Here is a 16,216-nt window from a genome sequence, read left to right on the forward strand (position 1 = left end):
GCGGAGCCCGCTCCTGGCGCAGGCTCGATCCATGCTCTCGGGAGAGATAGACTCCGAGAGCTGATCTCGCAGAGCGGGATCGACGCCCAATGCGCATCCCCAACAGAGAAACGAGCGGCTCGGCGACTCTGCTTCGATTTGCCGCCCTTGGAATTGTGCTGGCGACGGTCGCCGCGGCCGTCACGACCACGACGGAGAAAACAGTTCCCGGTCCCGTCTCGCTGCTCGAGCGTGGGGGGCGCTCTACGGACCTCCTCTGCCAGCTCGCTGCTCTCCAGGGCGGACCCCCTCCCAAGCGCGAGAGCAAAATGGCCCCCGCGTGCCCCAACACGGGTCCGGATTCCAGCGCCCGCGTCGTACCCGTCGGAGACGACCGGCGCCGATCCCTCGTCCTACGGGCCGGGGACCGGCTCGAAGCCGAGATCGCACCAGGGGGGGCCCAGATCCTCCGCTTCTGGGTGGCCACTCGAGGGCTCGGTGACGAGCTCGAGGTGCGCATCTCTCTGGGTACGGGCGCGGATGCCGCCGTCTGGGAGCGCCGACTCGCAACACACGACCGATGGGTCGACGGCGAGATCGCCGTTCCCCCGAACGCCGGCCCGAAGCTTCGATTTACGGTCGAAACGTCTGCGCCTCGACCCCGCGACCGCGACGCCCGGCTCGCACTCGCCGCGCCGAGATTGATCCGTGCCCCCGCGAAGGACGAGGGCGGGGCGCGGAACATCCTCCTGTACGTGATCGACACTCTTCGCGCCGACCACACGCCCATGTACGGCTACGAACGCAACACAATGCCCCGGCTGGCGGCGGTCGCGCAGCAGGGAGTCGTGTTCGACCGCGCGTACAGCACCGCGGCACGAACGCGGCCCGCGACGGCCAGTGCGCTGACCGGGCTGTACCCGAGCCGTCACCACGCCCGCCTCGGAATGGGGATCGAATTCGACGAAGAAACGCTCGCGGAAACGCTGCGCGATGCCGGGTGGTCGACCTGGGCGTACGTCACGAACGGAAACGTCTTCGCGCCCCGCTACGCCTTCGAGCAAGGCTTCGATCGCTTCCACACGATCCGCGGCGTGCGACTAGACAATCACGCGCGAACCGGCGAGATCAACGAGCGCATGCTCCCGATGTTGCGCGAGTACGCGGACGAGCCGTTCTTCCTCTACGTGCACGCGATCGACCCACACTCGCCCTACGATCCCCCGGCCGGGTTTGCCGGACGCTATCGTGACCCCTCGTACTCGGGGCCGGTCACGCCTGCGGGGACCAAGTCCGCCATTCTCGCTCAGACCGTCGAAACCGACGCCGACACCGCGCACGTGCGCGATCTGTACGACGAAGACATCCTTTACCAGGACAGCATGTTCGGCGACCTCCTCGACGCTCTCGACGAGGTCGGCGTTCTCGACGAGACCTTGATCGTCGTGGTAGCGGACCACGGCGACGAGTTCCGTGAGCACGGCGGATGGGAGCATGGGAACCGGCTCTTCGAGGAGCAGATTCGCATCCCATTCGTGATGAGTCTTCCGAACCGAGAAGGCCGAGAAGGCCGCCGGATCAAACAGCTCGTGTCCTTGGCCGACGTGCCCCAGACCGTCCTCGGCCTCTACGGCCTAGATGCGCCTCCCGGGGTGCAAGGTCGTGATCTGAGCGCCGCCGTGATGAGGACCGCGGCGCTGGCGGACCAGCCCCTCTACTCGGAGGAGATCACGCAGATCCCCGGCGGTGATATCCGCACGCTGATCGACGGCCGCTGGAAACTCATCCGCCGCGCGAACCAAATCCGTGACGACGACGCCACGAAGTACAGCTTGTACGACCTCGAAGCCGACCCCGGTGAGTTCGCCGATCTCGGTCCGCTGGAAACGAACCGCGTCGAACAGATGCGCGTAGAGCTCCTTCGGCAAAGCCTGGCCATCGGGACCCCCCGGAAGCAGGACGACGAGAAGACTCCCGCCGAGCTCGATGAGCGAACCCGTCGGCAGCTGCGCGCCCTCGGATACGCCGAGTAGCCCGCACGTCGACCGACGCCGAAGAGGATCACCGCTAGGGAGCGGGCTCGTCGCGCGGAACGTGGAAGAACGATCCCTTGCGAACATTCACGAATGCGAGCTCCGGCACGCTCCACATCACGCCACGCAAGCCCGCCGACAAGAGACGACCGGCGTCGAATGGTGCGACCGAGAGCCCGACCACCGTCGCCCCTACCCCGTAAAGAAGGTTCGCAAAGCCGAAGAGCGGCCGCGCAACGACCGTGTCCTCGGTGAAGAACAGAAACGCGGAGTCCAGGGAGTTGCGCTCGTAGACCGTGGACGTGAGGACGTTTGATTCGCGCAGCGCGGCCGAGAATCCCTCGCGATCCGTCATTTCCGCGACCTTCCGAGAACGATACGAAGGCGTCGTCACCACCTCGCTCACGCGATAGCTGGCCTGCACCGCGTCCGCGGCGAGGAACGGGATGAACTCGAACCCGCGGCCGGGCGGCACGTGCCCTCCGAGCTGCATCGTGGACGCTTCCGGCACCGACCGCGCCCCCTCTGCCACGCCGCGCTCCACCTGAACGAAGAGTTCCGAGACGCAGTTGTGCGCCACGAGGTTGTAGTGATGATCCCCATCCAATCGCTCGAGCTGTGCGAACTCGAGAGACCGAAGCTCTTCGATGCGCTGCCGCAGCTGCGCCGCGGGAGGGGCGTCCCGGCCGGCCAGACCGACCTGCGCCGACCGGACCGGGAGCAGGCGCTCCCGCACGAAGCGCAGATCCTGCCGGGTTACACGGCTTCGCTCGACCTCGCGATACCGATTGGCGACCGCCTCGAGGGCTCCGTAGTCGGACTCGCGCAAGGAGGCCCTCGCGTTCAAGGCCTCGCGGACGCGCAATAGCTCGGACCGAAGCTCGACCACCAAGGGGCTGAGGTCGCCGCCGCGCGACTCGACCTCGGCGACGGCGAGCCGCATGGGATCATCCGGAAACACATCCAGGACCACGAGCCGCCCCTCATCCCGTGTCCTCTCGAGCGCCAAGAGCCGCGCCATCCCGACCAGCAACACGAAGCCGACGTCTTCACGCGTCGAACCGGCGACGTCGACCAGGTCGCTCTCCAGGCGATCCGCGACACCGCGAAGCATCTTTCGGGTGTCGCGATTGAGAGGAAAGTCCGCCGGAGACAGCGTCACGACGCTCTCGGGACGCAGAGAGGCTCCGTTTTCGAGAATCCGCAGCGCCTCCACGAGCGCTTGCGCATCCCCCGCGCGCTCACGCAGGCCGTACCCGCGCGCCGGGTGCCTCCCAGGTTCCGCCAGCGACGAAGTAGGCACCGCGGCGGCGGCGGGTAAATCGCGCAGAACTGCTTCCGCTTCCGCCGAGCGCCCCGAAACGAAATCGACGCCGTACTTCTCCCGGACACGCGCGTCGAGACGTGCGAGAGCCGTATCGTCGGCCCCGGACACTACACCGGCCGAATCGATGAAATACCCCGCAGCCCGCACGCGAACCGCCGGCCGGCCCCGCTCCCATGCCTCGAGGAATTCCCGGTCACGGCGCAGGTCGGCCAACACCTGGAACTCCACTGCTTCACTCAGATAGCGCTCGTTGAACGATGCGCGCAGTCGGTCGAAGGTGTCGGTGGAGACCTCGACGCGCAAGGCCTGTACGTTGCGGTTCTCGAGAGAGCCGTAGACGTGCGCAAAACGATCGGAGGCGTCTCGATCGAGCCGCAAGACGCCCGGATCTTGGTACCCGAAGTGGTACGTCCGGTCCTCGAGCCGTAGGGCGACGTGCCCACCACTCGCACCGCCCTCGTTTGCGTCGGCGTACAAGAAGTCGACGAAGCGCCGATCCGTCTCGGCGGCCGCAGATGTACGGGGGAAACAGAGAGCCAGTAGAACGAGGCCCGCTACGATCCGTCGGCGACGCCGGCGACCGCGCTCAGGAGCGACGGGCGTCGTAACCCTGCTGAATCAGTCGGTCGGCGGGGATCTTCGCTGCCGCATCCTGCACGAGCGCAGCCGACCAGACCTGCACGTGATCCGGCTCGAAGCCCGCACGGCGAAGCCCTTCACCGATCCCGACGAAGGTCGCCGCATCAGCTCCCCAGTTCGTCACGCCATGCCGCTCGGCCACGGTCCCGAGACCGCCCTGCACTTCGGACACCGTCCGACCCGACCGCGCCGCGCTCGCCGTGAAGTCGCGAACGTCTTCGCGGTAAGCCTGCTCGGACTTGCTCTCGCCGTCGGGCGAGCTCGAGCTGAGACTGTCGGAGACCGACTTCGAACTACCCGCCAGCGAGTCACTAATGCTCTCCGAGCTGTAGGAGAACGAGCAGCCGGCCGAAGCCAGTGAGAGAGCAAGGACGGCCGCGAGGGTTAGGTTTCCAGTCGAATACATGAGTTGTCTTCTCCTTTGCCGGGTCGAGGGGCGTCAGTTCATTGCGCAGCGCGTGCGATATCGCTCGCCGTCGAAGTCGTGCAGGTACTCCTCCAACATCGGATGGCGAATCGGTTCGTGGCTCTCATCCGCTTCGAGATTCCGCTCCGCAACGTAGGTCATGTGGTCGGAGTCGTGGACGAGGACGTGGTACCAGGGCTGGTCCTTGGGCGGCCGACTCTTCGCCATGGCCGCGTACCAATCGTCCGTCAGGTCGAAAATCGGGTCGACGTCGACTACGACGCCGCGATATCCGAACTCTCGATGACTCACGCAGGCGCCAACGCCGAATTGGGCTTCTTGTAGACTCATGTCTGGATTTGCCCCCCGCCCTCGGCTTTACAGATCCGGCGACCGGGGTCAAAGGCTGTGCGTGAGTGGACGAGTGATGTCACGCCTCGCTATGTTCTCACCATGGCCACTGCGACCTACCAGGCTTTCGATCCTCTCCTCCCCGGCGCCGATGCCGAAGACCTCCTGCGTCTCTGCGAGCGATTCGGGAGCTACGGGCTGTACTCCGAGGAAGGCCTGAACGAGGGCATCGGCGAAGGCCTGCCGCAGCGATTCGACTCCGCCTTCAACTTCATCCGCACCGGCGGGCGCTTCGGCCGAACGAACCAGGACATCAACGATCTAATCGCCCGAACGAACTACTTCCGGGAGACCTACGCTTACGGCCAGGACATCCAGGCCCCCGGCATCGAACCGTTCCTGCACTTCGAAGGATTCGTAGAAGCCGCCCGCGAGATCTTCGGCCGGCCGATCATCGAGCCGGCGATTGTCTTCGCGAACCTGCTCTTGCCCGGCCAGGAACTCGCCATCCACACCGACGTTGCGGAGTTCCGTGGCATCAGCCGCAAGCACCACCCCCAGTGGCTCTGCGTCGTCATGCATCATTCCGGCCTCTTCGAGCACTGGCGGATGCCGATCGCGACGGCCGTATCGTGGTATCAGAACGCGCACGGCGGCGCGTTCGCCTTCTACCCCGATGGCGCGACCGAACCGGCCGCGACGCAGCCCGTACGCTTCAACACCGCGATCATCCTCGACACCGACTCCATCTTCCACGGCGTCGACCGCGTCGACTCGCCGGGAGCCTCCGCTCCGCCCTTCAAACCCGGCATGCGCGTCCACTCCAAGGGTGAGGGGACCGGCCAGTGGGAGGTCCGCGACGGCGACAAAGCCATCGGCGACTACACCTGGGACGAGATGCGCTTCTCAGTCTCCTGGAAGGCGTACTGCTTCAAAGACGAAGCCGAGCGCGAGGCCTGGCGCACCGCCTCGGACGACATCGGCCTCGACCAGGTCCTCGGCACCCTCGAGGACGACCTTCGTGAGCGCGGGCGCTTGGGAGACACCCGCCCCGCGAACAAGGAGTTCGCCCAGAGGCTCGTGGACGAATACATCAAGTTCCCCCCGGTCGGTGCCTGATCCGATGGACGTCATCGTCGATCTCTGCGTCGTCCCGATGGGCGTGGGCGTATCCGTCTCGGAGCACGTCGCGGCCTGCGTGAAGATCCTGCGCGGCGCCGGTCTCCGGACCTCCACCCACGCATACGGAACGAACATCGAGGGCGAATGGGAAACGGTCTTCGCCGCGATCAAAGAGTGCCACGAGCGGGTTCACGAGATGGGGGCGCCCCGAATCACCACGACAATCAAGCTCGGAACCCGCACGGACCGCGCCCAAACGCTGAGCGACAAGGTCAAGAGCGTCGAAGACAAGCTCTCCTAGTCCTCGTGCACAAGGCGTTGAACACCTGTCCGCAAACACCGGACGCGTAGAACCCAAGGCAGATCGACCACGGCGCCGCCACCGAGACCCCAGGCAGTGCTCTGCGCCATCCCGAGGAGTGCATTGGCCGACTGCAGCCGGTCCTCTTCGATGACCTGAGGCACGATTCCCATGAGAGCCGGCCCCGTGAGTTCCAGGACACCGAAGGCAATCGCGATTGGCGCCATCGCGCTGCCGAACGTCGAGACGAGGCGCGCGCCGAACAACCGCGCGAAGTTCGGCGAGCGCAGCAGCCCCCCTCCCCGTAAGTCGTTCTGCCCATGCTCGCGCGAAGGCGGCGCAGTTCCGGAGGTGGCGCCGAACTTTCCGTGCCGATGATCGTGGAGGGCATGCTCGAAGCGAGCACCTCACCCGAAGTGGATCGAACGCCTTCTCGTTAGCGCAAGGAACCCGTGCCGCGACAACGTCGACCCGACACCACTCTCGCCCGAACCGCTCCACGGGAGACCGGGATCTGCGAAGTCGCATCGGTTCTGGAAGATCGTGCCGGCATCGAGCCGCGCCGCGAAGTGTTCAGCGCGCCCGCGATCTGTCGTCCACACCGATGCGGTGAGGCCGAACCGGGTGTCCTGCATGAGGCCCAGCGCCTGATCGTCGTCGTCGACCACCGCCACCGGAACGATCGGTCCGAAGGTCTCGTCCTGCATCAACGACGCCTCGTTCACCGGGACCAGGAGCGGGTAGTTCCACGCCGCGATGTCGAGAACGACTCCGACCGGCACGTGCTCGATCCGCCGATGGAGCCCCTCGCCCTCCGGCAGGATCTCGGGAGCGAGCGCCTCCAGGGCCCAGTGCGCTATATCGAGGAAGGTCTCGACTTCCTGGTTCGCCTGCACGAGCGGCTTGCCCATCTGCAGCGTGATTTCGCGGGCGATCTGCGTAGACTCGTCGAGGAATCGCGACAACCCCTCTTCCACGATGCGACGGCGGTCGGTGAGCGACGTTTCCCGCCAGCGCGCGAATGCCGCGACCGACGCCGAGAGCTTGCGATCGACCGACGCGGAACTGTCCATCGGGACCGTGCCCGCGACCGCCCCGTCAAAGGGGCTACGGACCTCCATCAGCGCGGGCATGAAATCGACCTCACTCCGGAGTCACATACGCGCTCGTGAGCCCGCCGTCGACGAGGAAACTCGCACCGGTCATGTAGGACGACTCGTCCGAGGCGAGGTAAAGCGCCGCCTGCGCCATCTCTTTCGCTTCACCGAAGCGACCCATGGGCACGTGAACGAGGCGCCGCTGCTTCTTCTCTTCGGTGTCGAGATAGTTCATGAGGAGCTCAGTCTTGAGCGGGCCCGGGCACAGCGCGTTCACCCGGATGTTCTCGCGCGCGTGGATCACGGCGAGTTCGCGGGTCATCGCGAGGACCCCGCCCTTGCTGGCAGTGTACGCCAATTGCGGAGTTGCCGCGCCCACGACGGCCACGAACGATGCCGTATTGATGATCACCCCACCGCCGTTGCGCCGGAGAGCCGGAACACCGAACTTGCAGCCGAAGAAGACGCCCTTCAGGTTGATCGCCATCGTACGATCCCAGATCGCCTCTTCCGTCGACACGGCGTCGTTGTCGGCGCCGTCCATGATCCCGGCGTTGTTGAAGAGGATGTCGAGCTTCCCGAACGCATCCTCCGCCATCGAAATCATCTGCTCGCAGTCGGCAGCCTTCGAGACGTCGGTACGCACGAAGCATCCGTGGCCCGGCGTCTTCCCTATCTCGGCTGCCACCTCACGACCGGCGTCCTCCGAAACGTCAGCCACGACGACCGATGCGCCCTCCCGTGCGAACAGCAGAGCCGTTTCGCGACCGATCCCGCTCGCGCCACCGGTGATGACGGCGACCTTGTCCTTCAATCGCATTCTGATTTCCTTGGGTTTCTTGGTGTGTCAGATCCGCTCGAAGTACCGCTGGCGTTCCCAGTCGGTGACGGCGCCATCAAAGGCCGCCTGCTCCGTGCGGAAGAAGTGAGTGTAGTGTTCGACAACCGCCTCGCCGAGGGCGCGCTTCGCGAACTCGCTCGATTCGAACAAGTCGGTCGCGTCCCGGAGGGTCTTGGGAACTTCGGGGAGCTCCTCGGCGGCGTAGACGTCTCCCTCGAACAAGGGCGGCGGCTCGGTCTTCTGCGCGATGCCGTCGAGGCCCGAGGCGAGCGCTGCCGCGTAGACCAGGTAGGGATTGCAGTCGGCACCGGGCAGGCGGCATTCGATCCGTAGGCCCGAACCCTGGCCCACGACGCGAAAGCCGGCCGTACGATTGTCATGACACCACGCGAGGCGCGTGGGGGCCCAAGATCCAGACTCGTAGCGCTTATAGGAATTCACGGTCGGGGCGTAGAGCACCATCATCTCGGGAGCGTGCGCCATCCATCCGCCGAGAAACCAGCGGAATACGTCCGACCCCCGCACCGGGCCGAGCTCGATGTCTCCGGGGAAGGCACTCTCCCCGTCCTTCCAGAGGCTGACGTGCACGTGACTGCTCGACCCCGCGCGGTCCGCGTACGGCTTGGCCATGAACGTGACGCTCATGCCGAGCTGGTCGGCCACTTCTTTCAGGCACTGTTTGTAAACGGTGTGACGATCGGCCATCTCGAGCACCCGCGAATGGCGGACGTTGAGTTCGTGCTGGCCCAGCCCCCACTCCCCCTTCGAGCTCTCGACAGGCACCCCCGAGCGCGAGAGATGTCGCCGGACGACCGCATTCAGCTTCTCGACCCGCGTGCCCTGGAGGGTGTGGTAATCCTCGAGATACCAGCCGGCCGGCTTCAACGAGGAGAAGCCCGACTCCGCCGCCTCACGGTAGCTCGTTTCGAAGATGTAATACTCGAGCTCGGAGGCCGCCTCGACTTCGAAGCCGAGAGCATCCGCCACACCGATCTGCGCACGCAGAAGAGAGCGGGGCGCGAACGGCACGGGGCCGTGGGTCGCGTCGTCCAGGACGTCGCAGAGGACCATCGCCGTCTTCTCGAGCCAGTCGACACGACGAAGCGTCGGAAGGTCGGGAACGAGATGAAAATCACCGTACCCCTTCTCCCAGTTCGCGTACTTGTATCCGCCGACCGGCTCCATCTCCATGTCGACCGTCAGCAGATAGTCACACCCGTGTGTGCCTTCTCGTGCGACCGAGTCCAGGAAGAATCTCGCATCGAGCCGCTTTCCTAGAAGTCGTCCGTAGAGATCGCTGAACCCGACGACGATCGTGTCGACCTCGTCGGCATCGACCAACGCCGCGAGCTTCTCGACGTCCAGCATGCCGTTGTTTTTCTGCATCTCCTGGTGCTCCCGTCTCGCCGGCGTTCGCGACGAATCAGCTGGCCCGCTGCGGTTCGACGATTGCGCGAAGCCGATCCCATGCAGCGAGATAGTTCTCGAGGTGCTTCCGGCCGGGCTGAGACATTTCCCTCTCGACCAGTGTCCGGACCTTCGCCTGCTCGTCCGCGTACTGCTCTCCCGTGAAGTGCCCGGCGAAGTGCGCCAAGCGCAGCCACATCAGGTACGTCGTGAGGGCGTCGCATTCGTTGTACTGAACGATCTTTAGTAGGTCCCCCTCGAGCCACAATGACGCAACCGCATTCCCGTCGATATCGAGCTTGCCGGGAATTCCAGACTGTACCGCCATCTCGTGAAGCGATGGCGTCCCTTTGCCGAATCCGCTCCAGACGTCCTTCAGGTCAACGTGGCCTTCCCCGTTTCGAACGAAGTAGTCGATGCCCTCCCAAGGCTTGTCGGGCCGGTTGCAAAAGCCCGCCGCGCGAACACCCAGGATGACCCCACGCTGAATCAGGATCTTCAGGTCCGCGTTCAACGAGTTGTACCCGACGATCTGCGGTTTCCGGTCGCCGATTCCCTGCAGAAAACGGCTGATGACGGCCGCCTCGCGCGTCTCCTTCTCCTCGCCGACATCACGAGGGATCGAGTGCAGAGTGAGGCTGACCTCGCCACGCTGCTCGCGGCGCTCCACCGCGGCGATCGAAACGATGCGACAGACCGCCGTCTTCAGATAGGGCGTCGGGTCGTCTTCGTTGGCGCCCCCCTCGTCCCACATCCGCCGCATCACGTCGGCCGGAGGGGTCGTGTCGGGGAGGTCGTAGAGAATCTGTCCGGCGAGCGGATCAGGAATCCACTCGCAATCGAACGCCCAAACCCGCGCCGGTACCTTTTTGATCATGCCCCCTTCATAGGCCACTGATCGCCGCCGTAAAGGGGCCCTCCGTGGCACGCCCCTTGCGCCTAGCTAGGGAGGCCGACCACCGCCCCAGAAATCGTCCATGTTTACGGCCCAGGCAACAGGGCACTGCGCCAAGATCTTGACGCAGCAGCGCTGGAGACGTTCGAGCGGCCCCGCCGACGGCAGCTCCGTACCCGCCTTCGAACCGCCGTCGGGCTGGGCCTGATCGTCGCCCCGCTCTCAGCGCTGGGCAACGCGCTCTTCCTGACAGAGCGTCTCCCCGAACGCCTCGCGGGGTTCGGATCGATCGTCGCGGGTTTCATCGTCATTCTCTTTACAAGCGCGCGCCCGGAATCGACCGAGGCCGCGTACGACGTCGGGCTCGCCCTACTGATGACGGCTGCGCTCTGCGTCGCCACAGCCGAGATTCTCCAGAGCCTGCGCTTCCAGACCTGCGTGCATCGCTGGCGCGTTCAGACACTCGCGATTTAGCGTCGCCGCTTGATCCACATCGGGTGCGAACTGCGCGAGACTCCGGATCCTGAGATCCTTCTGCCGATCATCACGCAGGATGCGAGGCGCCTCGTCGATTCCGACCTCGTGGCGATCGCCTCGCGCGATCTCGACGGCGGGACGCTCCGTACGTCGAGGAGTTCATGGCCTCGATGAGATTCGCTCGCCGCCTCTTGGTCGCCGTAGAGGCTCTGAACGCCGGGCCGACGAGCGACGTGACGGTCGATCTGTCGGAGTGCGGCTACCTCGACAGTATGTTCCCGGGCTGCTTGCTCGACCTCCACGCGAAGTTCAACGCAGCGAGCCGTCAGCGCGTACGCGTCGCTGGATCGGACGACAAGCTCCACAAGCTGTTCAGACCGAGCGGCCTCGGCCGCATGGTGCTGACGTCGTCGGATGCCTACGACATCTTACCACCTGCGATGTTGCGCTCCCTCGCGCTCGCTGCGCGCGTCCCGGGCGGAATCGCGACGCTGGCCCAAACAATGCGCATCCATGCGCTTCGGAGGCTGCCCTTCGCGCTCGGATGGCTGGCGAAGCACGAGATCGACGATGCCATCGTGGACGGCTACATCCGACCGCTCCAGGAAGACGCCGACGTGCGCCGCGACCTCATCAAAGTCCTCCTCGGCCTCGACACGGCCCACGCGCGGGAAGCGGCGGCCTGCTCGATCTGCTGCGAGGAGAGATCGAGCCGCTCGCGATCGAAGGGTTTGTGGTCCAACTCGTGCGTGAAACGCGCGGCGTAGTTCGCGGCGACCCTGTCGTAACAGGTGCGTACGCGTATGGGATCTTGAGCCATCGCCGCCAGCCATCTCACGAGCAGGACCGAAGGCCCAACCCGCCGTTTCTACGAACGTTGCTGCGGATCAGGAGACCGGGACACCTTCCAATGTGATCCGGTGCATCAAGCGCCGCTCCCCGTGGTAATCGTTCAGCGCGTAGTGCCACGTGGCTCGGTTGTCCCAGAACGCGATTGAACCTTCACCCCAGTGGAACCGGATCGTGTGCTCCGGAATGGTCGCCCGCGCGTAGAGGTACTTCAGAAGAGGCCTCGACTCGGCCGTCGTCCAGCCCTCGAAGCGCAACGTGAAACCGGGGTTCACGTAGAGCGTCTTCCTGCCCGTGTCAGGGTGGCGGATGACCACCGGGTGCGACACGTCCTGGGTCGCGACGTCCGCGTTTCCGATGCGACCGTCGAGATCGCCCTTGGCTCCTTCGTAGGACGTCGGCGCGGCCTCGCCGAAGACGTGGCGGCTCGAGTGGACCGCGCGGAGTCCCTCGAGCGTCTCTTTGAGGCCATCGGAGAGCGCCTCGTACGCGAGGCCCATATTCGCAAACAGCGTATCTCCACCCGCGCTCGGCACCTCACGCGCGAACAAGATGGACCCCATCGCTGGAGCGACATCGTACGAGTGGTCGGTATGCCAGCCGCCACCGATATTGATCTTCTGATCGGGCTCCTTGCGAACCTCGGCGATGCGGGGATACCCCTCGACGGCCTGGAAGAAGCGGTTGACGTTGATCTCTCCCCAGCGCTCCGCGAAGGCCAGGTGTTCTTCCGGGCTCATTCGTTGATCGCGAAAGAAGATCACGCCGTATGTGCCGAAGGCCGCGCGGATCTCCGCGAACGCCGCGTCGTCGACGCCGCTCGCCAGGTCGACACCATGGATCTCCGCACCGAACCCCGCCGTCAGGGGGCGAATCTCGACTTCGTTTCCGTTGCCCATGCCTCCACCCCTATCAAACCCGCAAGTCCCCCGCCGCGGGACGGAATCGTGGCAGGACTGCGTCGAATCCATGGCTCGGATCTTTCTCATCACGCATCCCGACGTCGTCGTCGATGCCGAGATTCCGGTCCCGCGCTAGCCTCTCTCGCCGCGCGGCCTCGCGCGAATGCGAGCAGGCCTCCGGCAGTCCTGGCTCGCCGGGGTTCGGGCTGTGTTCTGCAGCACGGAGCAGGTGGCGATCGACGGCGCGGAGATCCCCGGAGCCACCCTCGGGCTGAGGCCGACGCGGCGCGCCGATCTCGGAGTCGGAGTCGGGTACTACACGGCGGGTCTCGCCGAAGCGGACGGGCGGGACCGGGGGAGTCCGTGAGATCCGCCGGGACCCTCACCAACGGGACGACCGATGTTGGCTACACGGCGAGCGCTTTTGCCTGAGGCTGGCATCCGGCTCCGCCGCATGGTCAGGTTGAGCCGGTGACGACGTCTTCCGCTCTTCCCTCTGCTCTGAACGCGATCGATTCGTTGTTGGGGCAACGACAACAGATCGCGGTCTTTCTGGACTACGACGGAACCCTCACGCCGATCGTCTCGCGTCCCGAAGACGCGGTGCTGTCGGACGGGATGCGCGAGACCGTGCTGTCGGTCGCCGCACGGTATCCGGTCGTGATCGTGAGCGGCCGGGGGCGCCGAAACGTCGAGGCACTCGTCGGGATCGATGGGCTCGGATACGTCGGGAGCCACGGGTTCGACATCCTCGGACCGAGCGGGTCGAGCGTCGCTCGCGAGATCGCCGCCAACGCGCTGCCCCTCCTCGACACCGCAGAGGTGGAGCTTCGTCAGGCGCTCGAGGGCATCCCGGGAGCGCTCGTGGAACGCAAGCGCTTCGGGATCGCGGTGCACTTCCGCCTCGTCGCCGATGCGGCCTTCGGGCAGATTGAGCAAGCCGTGCAAAACGTTCTCTCCACTCGGGACGGCCTGCGGCGCGCCGAGGGCAAGAAGGTGATCGAGCTTCGGCCCGACGTCGACTGGGACAAGGGGTGTGCGGTGCTGTGGCTACTCGAAGAGCTCGGCCTCGACGACGCACACGCGATCCACATCGGCGACGATCTCACGGACGAGACGGTCTTCGCCGCCGTCGCGGACCGGGGCACGGGGATCTTCGTCGGCAACGACGATCGGCCGACGGCCGCGACATTCCGGCTCGACGATACGAAGCAGGTCGGAGAGTTCCTCGACCGGCTTACGGTCGCCTGAGGCGCCGTGGCCGGCGACGCAGCCCCGGCGTGGTACTTCCCTGTGCGCGAGGCCACCTACCAGATGGAAGCGGGCCTTCAGCGCTTCGGGATCGACTTCGGAAACGGAGAGGTCGATCAGCAGTTCTTCCAGATCGATCGCGAGGCGGCGCGATACGAAGCGGCGAAGGCGGCCGTTCCAAAGGCGCGAGCCGGTGTCCTCGATCGCGGCGACGACGAACAGTCCGCGCACCGGACCGTTCTCCACTGGATGAGAGAGCGGCTTGCGGCCGAGCACCCCGGTCGCGTCGTGGCCAGCCTCCCCGCGAACGACTTCGCTCGGGACTACGCGGACATCGCCGCGTCGATCCAGGAGGACTTCACGGTTCTGTACCGCAATCCGTCTACGGGAACCGAGTCCGCGATCGCCGTATTCGTCGCGCTTCCCACCGGCTGGCGCCCCGAGCGCATCCTCGGCGCGTCCTTCGCTCAGATCCACGCACCGGTTCCCGAGTTCGCCGACGACGATCTGCAATCGAGATCATTGGTTTCGAGCATGATCGACCGGGGCCCCTACGTGCGCTTCGTGTGGAGCGTGACCGCGGACGACGGCCTCGACCACCACCCGGAAGAAGGACGCCGCGGCGACTGGCGTGCGGACGGTCGCGGGTGGCTCCGCGTCGAGCGGCAGGTCACGGTGCCGTTTCGCGCAGAGCACGCCTCCCTCTTCCTGATCCGCGTCTACCTCTACCCGTTCGAGGAGCTTCCGAGAGCCCAGCGGCGGACCTTGCACGAAGCACTCGGGGCCATGCCACCCAAGATCGCCCGGTACAAAGGGCTCCACTCAGATTCGCGGGACATCGCACGGAGCCTCCTGTTGGATTAACAGCAAGGGATGCCGAACGAACTCATCAAGAAGGGGCTGCTCGATCTCGAGCTCGCCATCGCCGCCAAGGACATCACGCCTTCGGACCTGGTGGAGGCCTATCTCGGCGAAATCGAGGCCCACAACGAGCGCCTGAACGCCTACGTGACGGTCACCGCGGACCGGGCGCGCGAAGAGGCGAAGGCACTCACCGAGGAACTCGCCACAACCGGCCCGCGCGGTCCTCTGCACGGCATCCCGTTCGCGGTGAAGGACTTGATGGACACCGAAGGCGTCCGAACGACCTACGGGTCGGCGATCTTCTCAGATCACGTGCCTACCGCCGACGCCGAACCCGTTCGACGACTCCGCACGGCCGGCGCGATCATGCTCGGCAAGACGAACACCCACGAGTTCGCGTGCGGTGCGACCACGAACAACCCGCACTACGGACCGACTCACAACCCCTGGAAGCAGGGCCACATCCCGGCCGGCTCGAGCGGCGGGTCTGCGGCGGCGGTGGCTGCGGGAATGGCACCGCTCGCGACCGGATCGGACACGGGCGGATCCGTCCGGATGCCCGCGGCGGCCTGTGGCGTCGTCGGCCTCAAGCCGACCTGGGGACGGGTCAGCCTGCGCGGGACCTTCCCGATGGATCCGACGTTCGACCACGTCGGTCCGATCGCGCGCACCGCACGGGACTGTGCGATCGCCATGAACACGATGGCCGGCTTCGATTCGAAGGATCCCTGGTCCCCGCCCGCGCGTTCCGAAGAAGACTTCACCCGGCTCCTCGGCCGCAAGATGAAGGGTCGCAAGATCGGGTACGACCCGAGCTTCTGCCCCGTTCCGGTTCAGCCGGCCGTGTGGGCGAACCTCGAGAAAACGCTCCACGCTTTCGAAGAGCTCGGGTGTGAGATCGTCGAGGTGAAACTCCCCGAAGCGGACGAGGTGATGCAGGCCGGCTTCACTCTCATCGCGGCCGGCACCTCCTACTCACACCGGAACCTGTTGCCGGAGAACAAGGACAAGTATGGCGCGGACGTGCGGGGGCTCCTCGAATCCGGCGCGGGGGCGAGCGGCCAGATGGTGCTCGACGCCCAACACCGACGGGCCGCACTCACACGGGAGTTCGAAAACGTGGTGACCTCTCAGGTGAGCGCCCTGGTGCTCCCGACGATCGGCCTCGAAGCCCCTCGCATCGGAGAGGAAACCATCAACCTCGAAGGCGAGACCATCGATGTAACCCTCGCCATGGCCGGGTACACGATGGTCCACAACACCACCCAGCTCCCAACCCTCTCCGTCCCCAGCGGCCTCGGCCCAAACGGCCTCCCCACCGCCATCCAAATCACCACCGCCCCCGGCGAAGACACCCTAGCCCTGGGCCTAGGCGACGCCTTGGGGACGTTGGTTAGTCTCGGCGATTTTGTTTAGTCGCCGCGACCGGGAGCGCAGACTGCGGAGCGGCTGGAACGGCGACTAAACAAAATCGC

Annotated in this window: 17 protein-coding genes; 8 read left to right on the plus strand and 9 right to left on the minus strand. The window is 65.7% G+C overall.

What is annotated here, in order from left to right; genetic code table 11:
- The first annotated feature begins 89 nt into the window (after positions 1–89).
- Entirely contained in the window at positions 90–2,012 is a 1,923-nt protein-coding gene (locus tag P8R42_23750) for a sulfatase (GenBank protein MDG2307613.1), read from the plus strand.
- 34 nt (positions 2,013–2,046) lie between these two features.
- On the opposite strand, the gene P8R42_23755 is transcribed toward P8R42_23750, so the two are convergent.
- The 3 genes from P8R42_23755 to hspQ form a co-directional block, all read right to left on the minus strand.
- The gene (locus tag P8R42_23755) at positions 2,047–3,816 is read right to left on the minus strand and encodes a hypothetical protein (protein MDG2307614.1); all 1,770 of its coding nucleotides are present in this window, start codon (positions 3,814–3,816) and stop codon (positions 2,047–2,049) included.
- Between the two features lie 109 nt (positions 3,817–3,925).
- Positions 3,926–4,384: a putative lipoprotein gene (locus tag P8R42_23760; protein ID MDG2307615.1), complete on the minus strand. Its 459-nt coding sequence runs from the start codon at positions 4,382–4,384 to the stop codon at positions 3,926–3,928.
- A gap of 33 nt (positions 4,385–4,417) precedes the next feature.
- Positions 4,418–4,735: a heat shock protein HspQ gene (hspQ, locus tag P8R42_23765; protein MDG2307616.1), complete on the minus strand. Its 318-nt coding sequence runs from the start codon at positions 4,733–4,735 to the stop codon at positions 4,418–4,420.
- A gap of 102 nt (positions 4,736–4,837) precedes the next feature.
- Between hspQ and P8R42_23770 the strand changes: the two genes are divergently transcribed.
- Together P8R42_23770 and P8R42_23775 are read left to right on the plus strand one after the other, a co-directional pair.
- Entirely contained in the window at positions 4,838–5,854 is a 1,017-nt protein-coding gene (locus P8R42_23770; protein MDG2307617.1) for a hypothetical protein, read from the plus strand.
- 4 nt (positions 5,855–5,858) lie between these two features.
- Positions 5,859–6,158: an MTH1187 family thiamine-binding protein gene (locus P8R42_23775; protein ID MDG2307618.1), complete on the plus strand. Its 300-nt coding sequence runs from the start codon at positions 5,859–5,861 to the stop codon at positions 6,156–6,158.
- Here the strand turns inward: P8R42_23775 and P8R42_23780 are convergent.
- From P8R42_23780 to P8R42_23800, 5 genes are all read right to left on the minus strand, one after another.
- Positions 6,155–6,385, minus strand: coding sequence for a hypothetical protein (locus tag P8R42_23780; GenBank protein MDG2307619.1), 231 nt, complete (start codon positions 6,383–6,385; stop codon positions 6,155–6,157). The genes P8R42_23775 and P8R42_23780 overlap by 4 nt on opposite strands.
- Before the next feature lie 180 nt (positions 6,386–6,565).
- A complete protein-coding gene (locus P8R42_23785; protein MDG2307620.1) occupies positions 6,566–7,291 on the minus strand; it encodes an aldehyde dehydrogenase family protein in 726 nt (241 codons plus the stop codon).
- A 10-nt stretch (positions 7,292–7,301) separates the two neighbouring features.
- Positions 7,302–8,075: a glucose 1-dehydrogenase gene (locus tag P8R42_23790; protein MDG2307621.1), complete on the minus strand. Its 774-nt coding sequence runs from the start codon at positions 8,073–8,075 to the stop codon at positions 7,302–7,304.
- Between the two features lie 27 nt (positions 8,076–8,102).
- A complete protein-coding gene (locus tag P8R42_23795; GenBank protein MDG2307622.1) occupies positions 8,103–9,482 on the minus strand; it encodes a glutamine synthetase family protein in 1,380 nt (459 codons plus the stop codon).
- Positions 9,483–9,519: 37 nt separating this feature from the next.
- The gene (locus tag P8R42_23800; GenBank protein MDG2307623.1) at positions 9,520–10,380 is read right to left on the minus strand and encodes a 3'-5' exonuclease; all 861 of its coding nucleotides are present in this window, start codon (positions 10,378–10,380) and stop codon (positions 9,520–9,522) included.
- A 665-nt stretch (positions 10,381–11,045) separates the two neighbouring features.
- Here P8R42_23800 and P8R42_23805 point away from each other — a divergent pair.
- Positions 11,046–11,642, plus strand: a complete 597-nt coding sequence (locus P8R42_23805) for a hypothetical protein (GenBank protein MDG2307624.1) — start codon at positions 11,046–11,048, stop codon at positions 11,640–11,642.
- Positions 11,643–11,762: 120 nt separating this feature from the next.
- On the opposite strand, the gene P8R42_23810 is transcribed toward P8R42_23805, so the two are convergent.
- Positions 11,763–12,623, minus strand: coding sequence for a TauD/TfdA family dioxygenase (locus tag P8R42_23810; protein MDG2307625.1), 861 nt, complete (start codon positions 12,621–12,623; stop codon positions 11,763–11,765).
- Between the two features lie 166 nt (positions 12,624–12,789).
- On the opposite strand from P8R42_23810, the gene P8R42_23815 reads away from it, so the two are divergent.
- The 4 genes from P8R42_23815 to P8R42_23830 all read left to right on the plus strand — a co-directional run bounded on the left by P8R42_23815 (position 12,790) and on the right by P8R42_23830 (position 16,157).
- Positions 12,790–12,993 (plus strand): hypothetical protein, encoded by a 204-nt coding sequence (locus P8R42_23815; GenBank protein MDG2307626.1) that lies wholly within the window; start codon positions 12,790–12,792, stop codon positions 12,991–12,993.
- Between the two features lie 104 nt (positions 12,994–13,097).
- Positions 13,098–13,877, plus strand: coding sequence for a trehalose-phosphatase (gene otsB, locus P8R42_23820; GenBank protein ID MDG2307627.1), 780 nt, complete (start codon positions 13,098–13,100; stop codon positions 13,875–13,877).
- A gap of 6 nt (positions 13,878–13,883) precedes the next feature.
- A complete protein-coding gene (locus tag P8R42_23825) occupies positions 13,884–14,741 on the plus strand; it encodes a DUF3445 domain-containing protein (protein MDG2307628.1) in 858 nt (285 codons plus the stop codon).
- Positions 14,742–14,750: 9 nt separating this feature from the next.
- On the plus strand, positions 14,751–16,157 hold the full coding sequence (locus P8R42_23830; protein ID MDG2307629.1) for an amidase: 1,407 nt from the start codon (positions 14,751–14,753) through the stop codon (positions 16,155–16,157).
- The last annotated feature ends 59 nt before the right edge of the window (positions 16,158–16,216 follow it).

This window comes from Candidatus Binatia bacterium (assembly GCA_029243485.1).
Classification (GTDB): Bacteria; Desulfobacterota; Binatia; order UBA12015; family UBA12015; genus VGTG01.

Excerpts from the sequence above, each read along its gene's own strand:
- P8R42_23750 (MDG2307613.1), top strand. The coding sequence starts at position 90 with ATGCGCATCCCCAACAGAGAAACGAGCGGCTCGGCGACTCTGCTTCGA.
- P8R42_23760 (MDG2307615.1), bottom strand. The coding sequence starts at position 4,384 with ATGTATTCGACTGGAAACCTAACCCTCGCGGCCGTCCTTGCTCTCTCA.
- hspQ (MDG2307616.1), bottom strand. The coding sequence starts at position 4,735 with ATGAGTCTACAAGAAGCCCAATTCGGCGTTGGCGCCTGCGTGAGTCAT.
- P8R42_23770 (MDG2307617.1), top strand. The coding sequence starts at position 4,838 with ATGGCCACTGCGACCTACCAGGCTTTCGATCCTCTCCTCCCCGGCGCC.
- P8R42_23775 (MDG2307618.1), top strand. The coding sequence starts at position 5,859 with ATGGACGTCATCGTCGATCTCTGCGTCGTCCCGATGGGCGTGGGCGTA.
- P8R42_23780 (MDG2307619.1), bottom strand. The coding sequence starts at position 6,385 with ATGGCGCCAATCGCGATTGCCTTCGGTGTCCTGGAACTCACGGGGCCG.
- P8R42_23785 (MDG2307620.1), bottom strand. The coding sequence starts at position 7,291 with ATGCCCGCGCTGATGGAGGTCCGTAGCCCCTTTGACGGGGCGGTCGCG.
- P8R42_23790 (MDG2307621.1), bottom strand. The coding sequence starts at position 8,075 with ATGCGATTGAAGGACAAGGTCGCCGTCATCACCGGTGGCGCGAGCGGG.
- P8R42_23795 (MDG2307622.1), bottom strand. The coding sequence starts at position 9,482 with ATGCAGAAAAACAACGGCATGCTGGACGTCGAGAAGCTCGCGGCGTTG.
- P8R42_23800 (MDG2307623.1), bottom strand. The coding sequence starts at position 10,380 with ATGATCAAAAAGGTACCGGCGCGGGTTTGGGCGTTCGATTGCGAGTGG.
- P8R42_23805 (MDG2307624.1), top strand. The coding sequence starts at position 11,046 with ATGAGATTCGCTCGCCGCCTCTTGGTCGCCGTAGAGGCTCTGAACGCC.
- P8R42_23810 (MDG2307625.1), bottom strand. The coding sequence starts at position 12,623 with ATGGGCAACGGAAACGAAGTCGAGATTCGCCCCCTGACGGCGGGGTTC.
- P8R42_23815 (MDG2307626.1), top strand. The coding sequence starts at position 12,790 with ATGCGAGCAGGCCTCCGGCAGTCCTGGCTCGCCGGGGTTCGGGCTGTG.
- P8R42_23830 (MDG2307629.1), top strand. The coding sequence starts at position 14,751 with ATGCCGAACGAACTCATCAAGAAGGGGCTGCTCGATCTCGAGCTCGCC.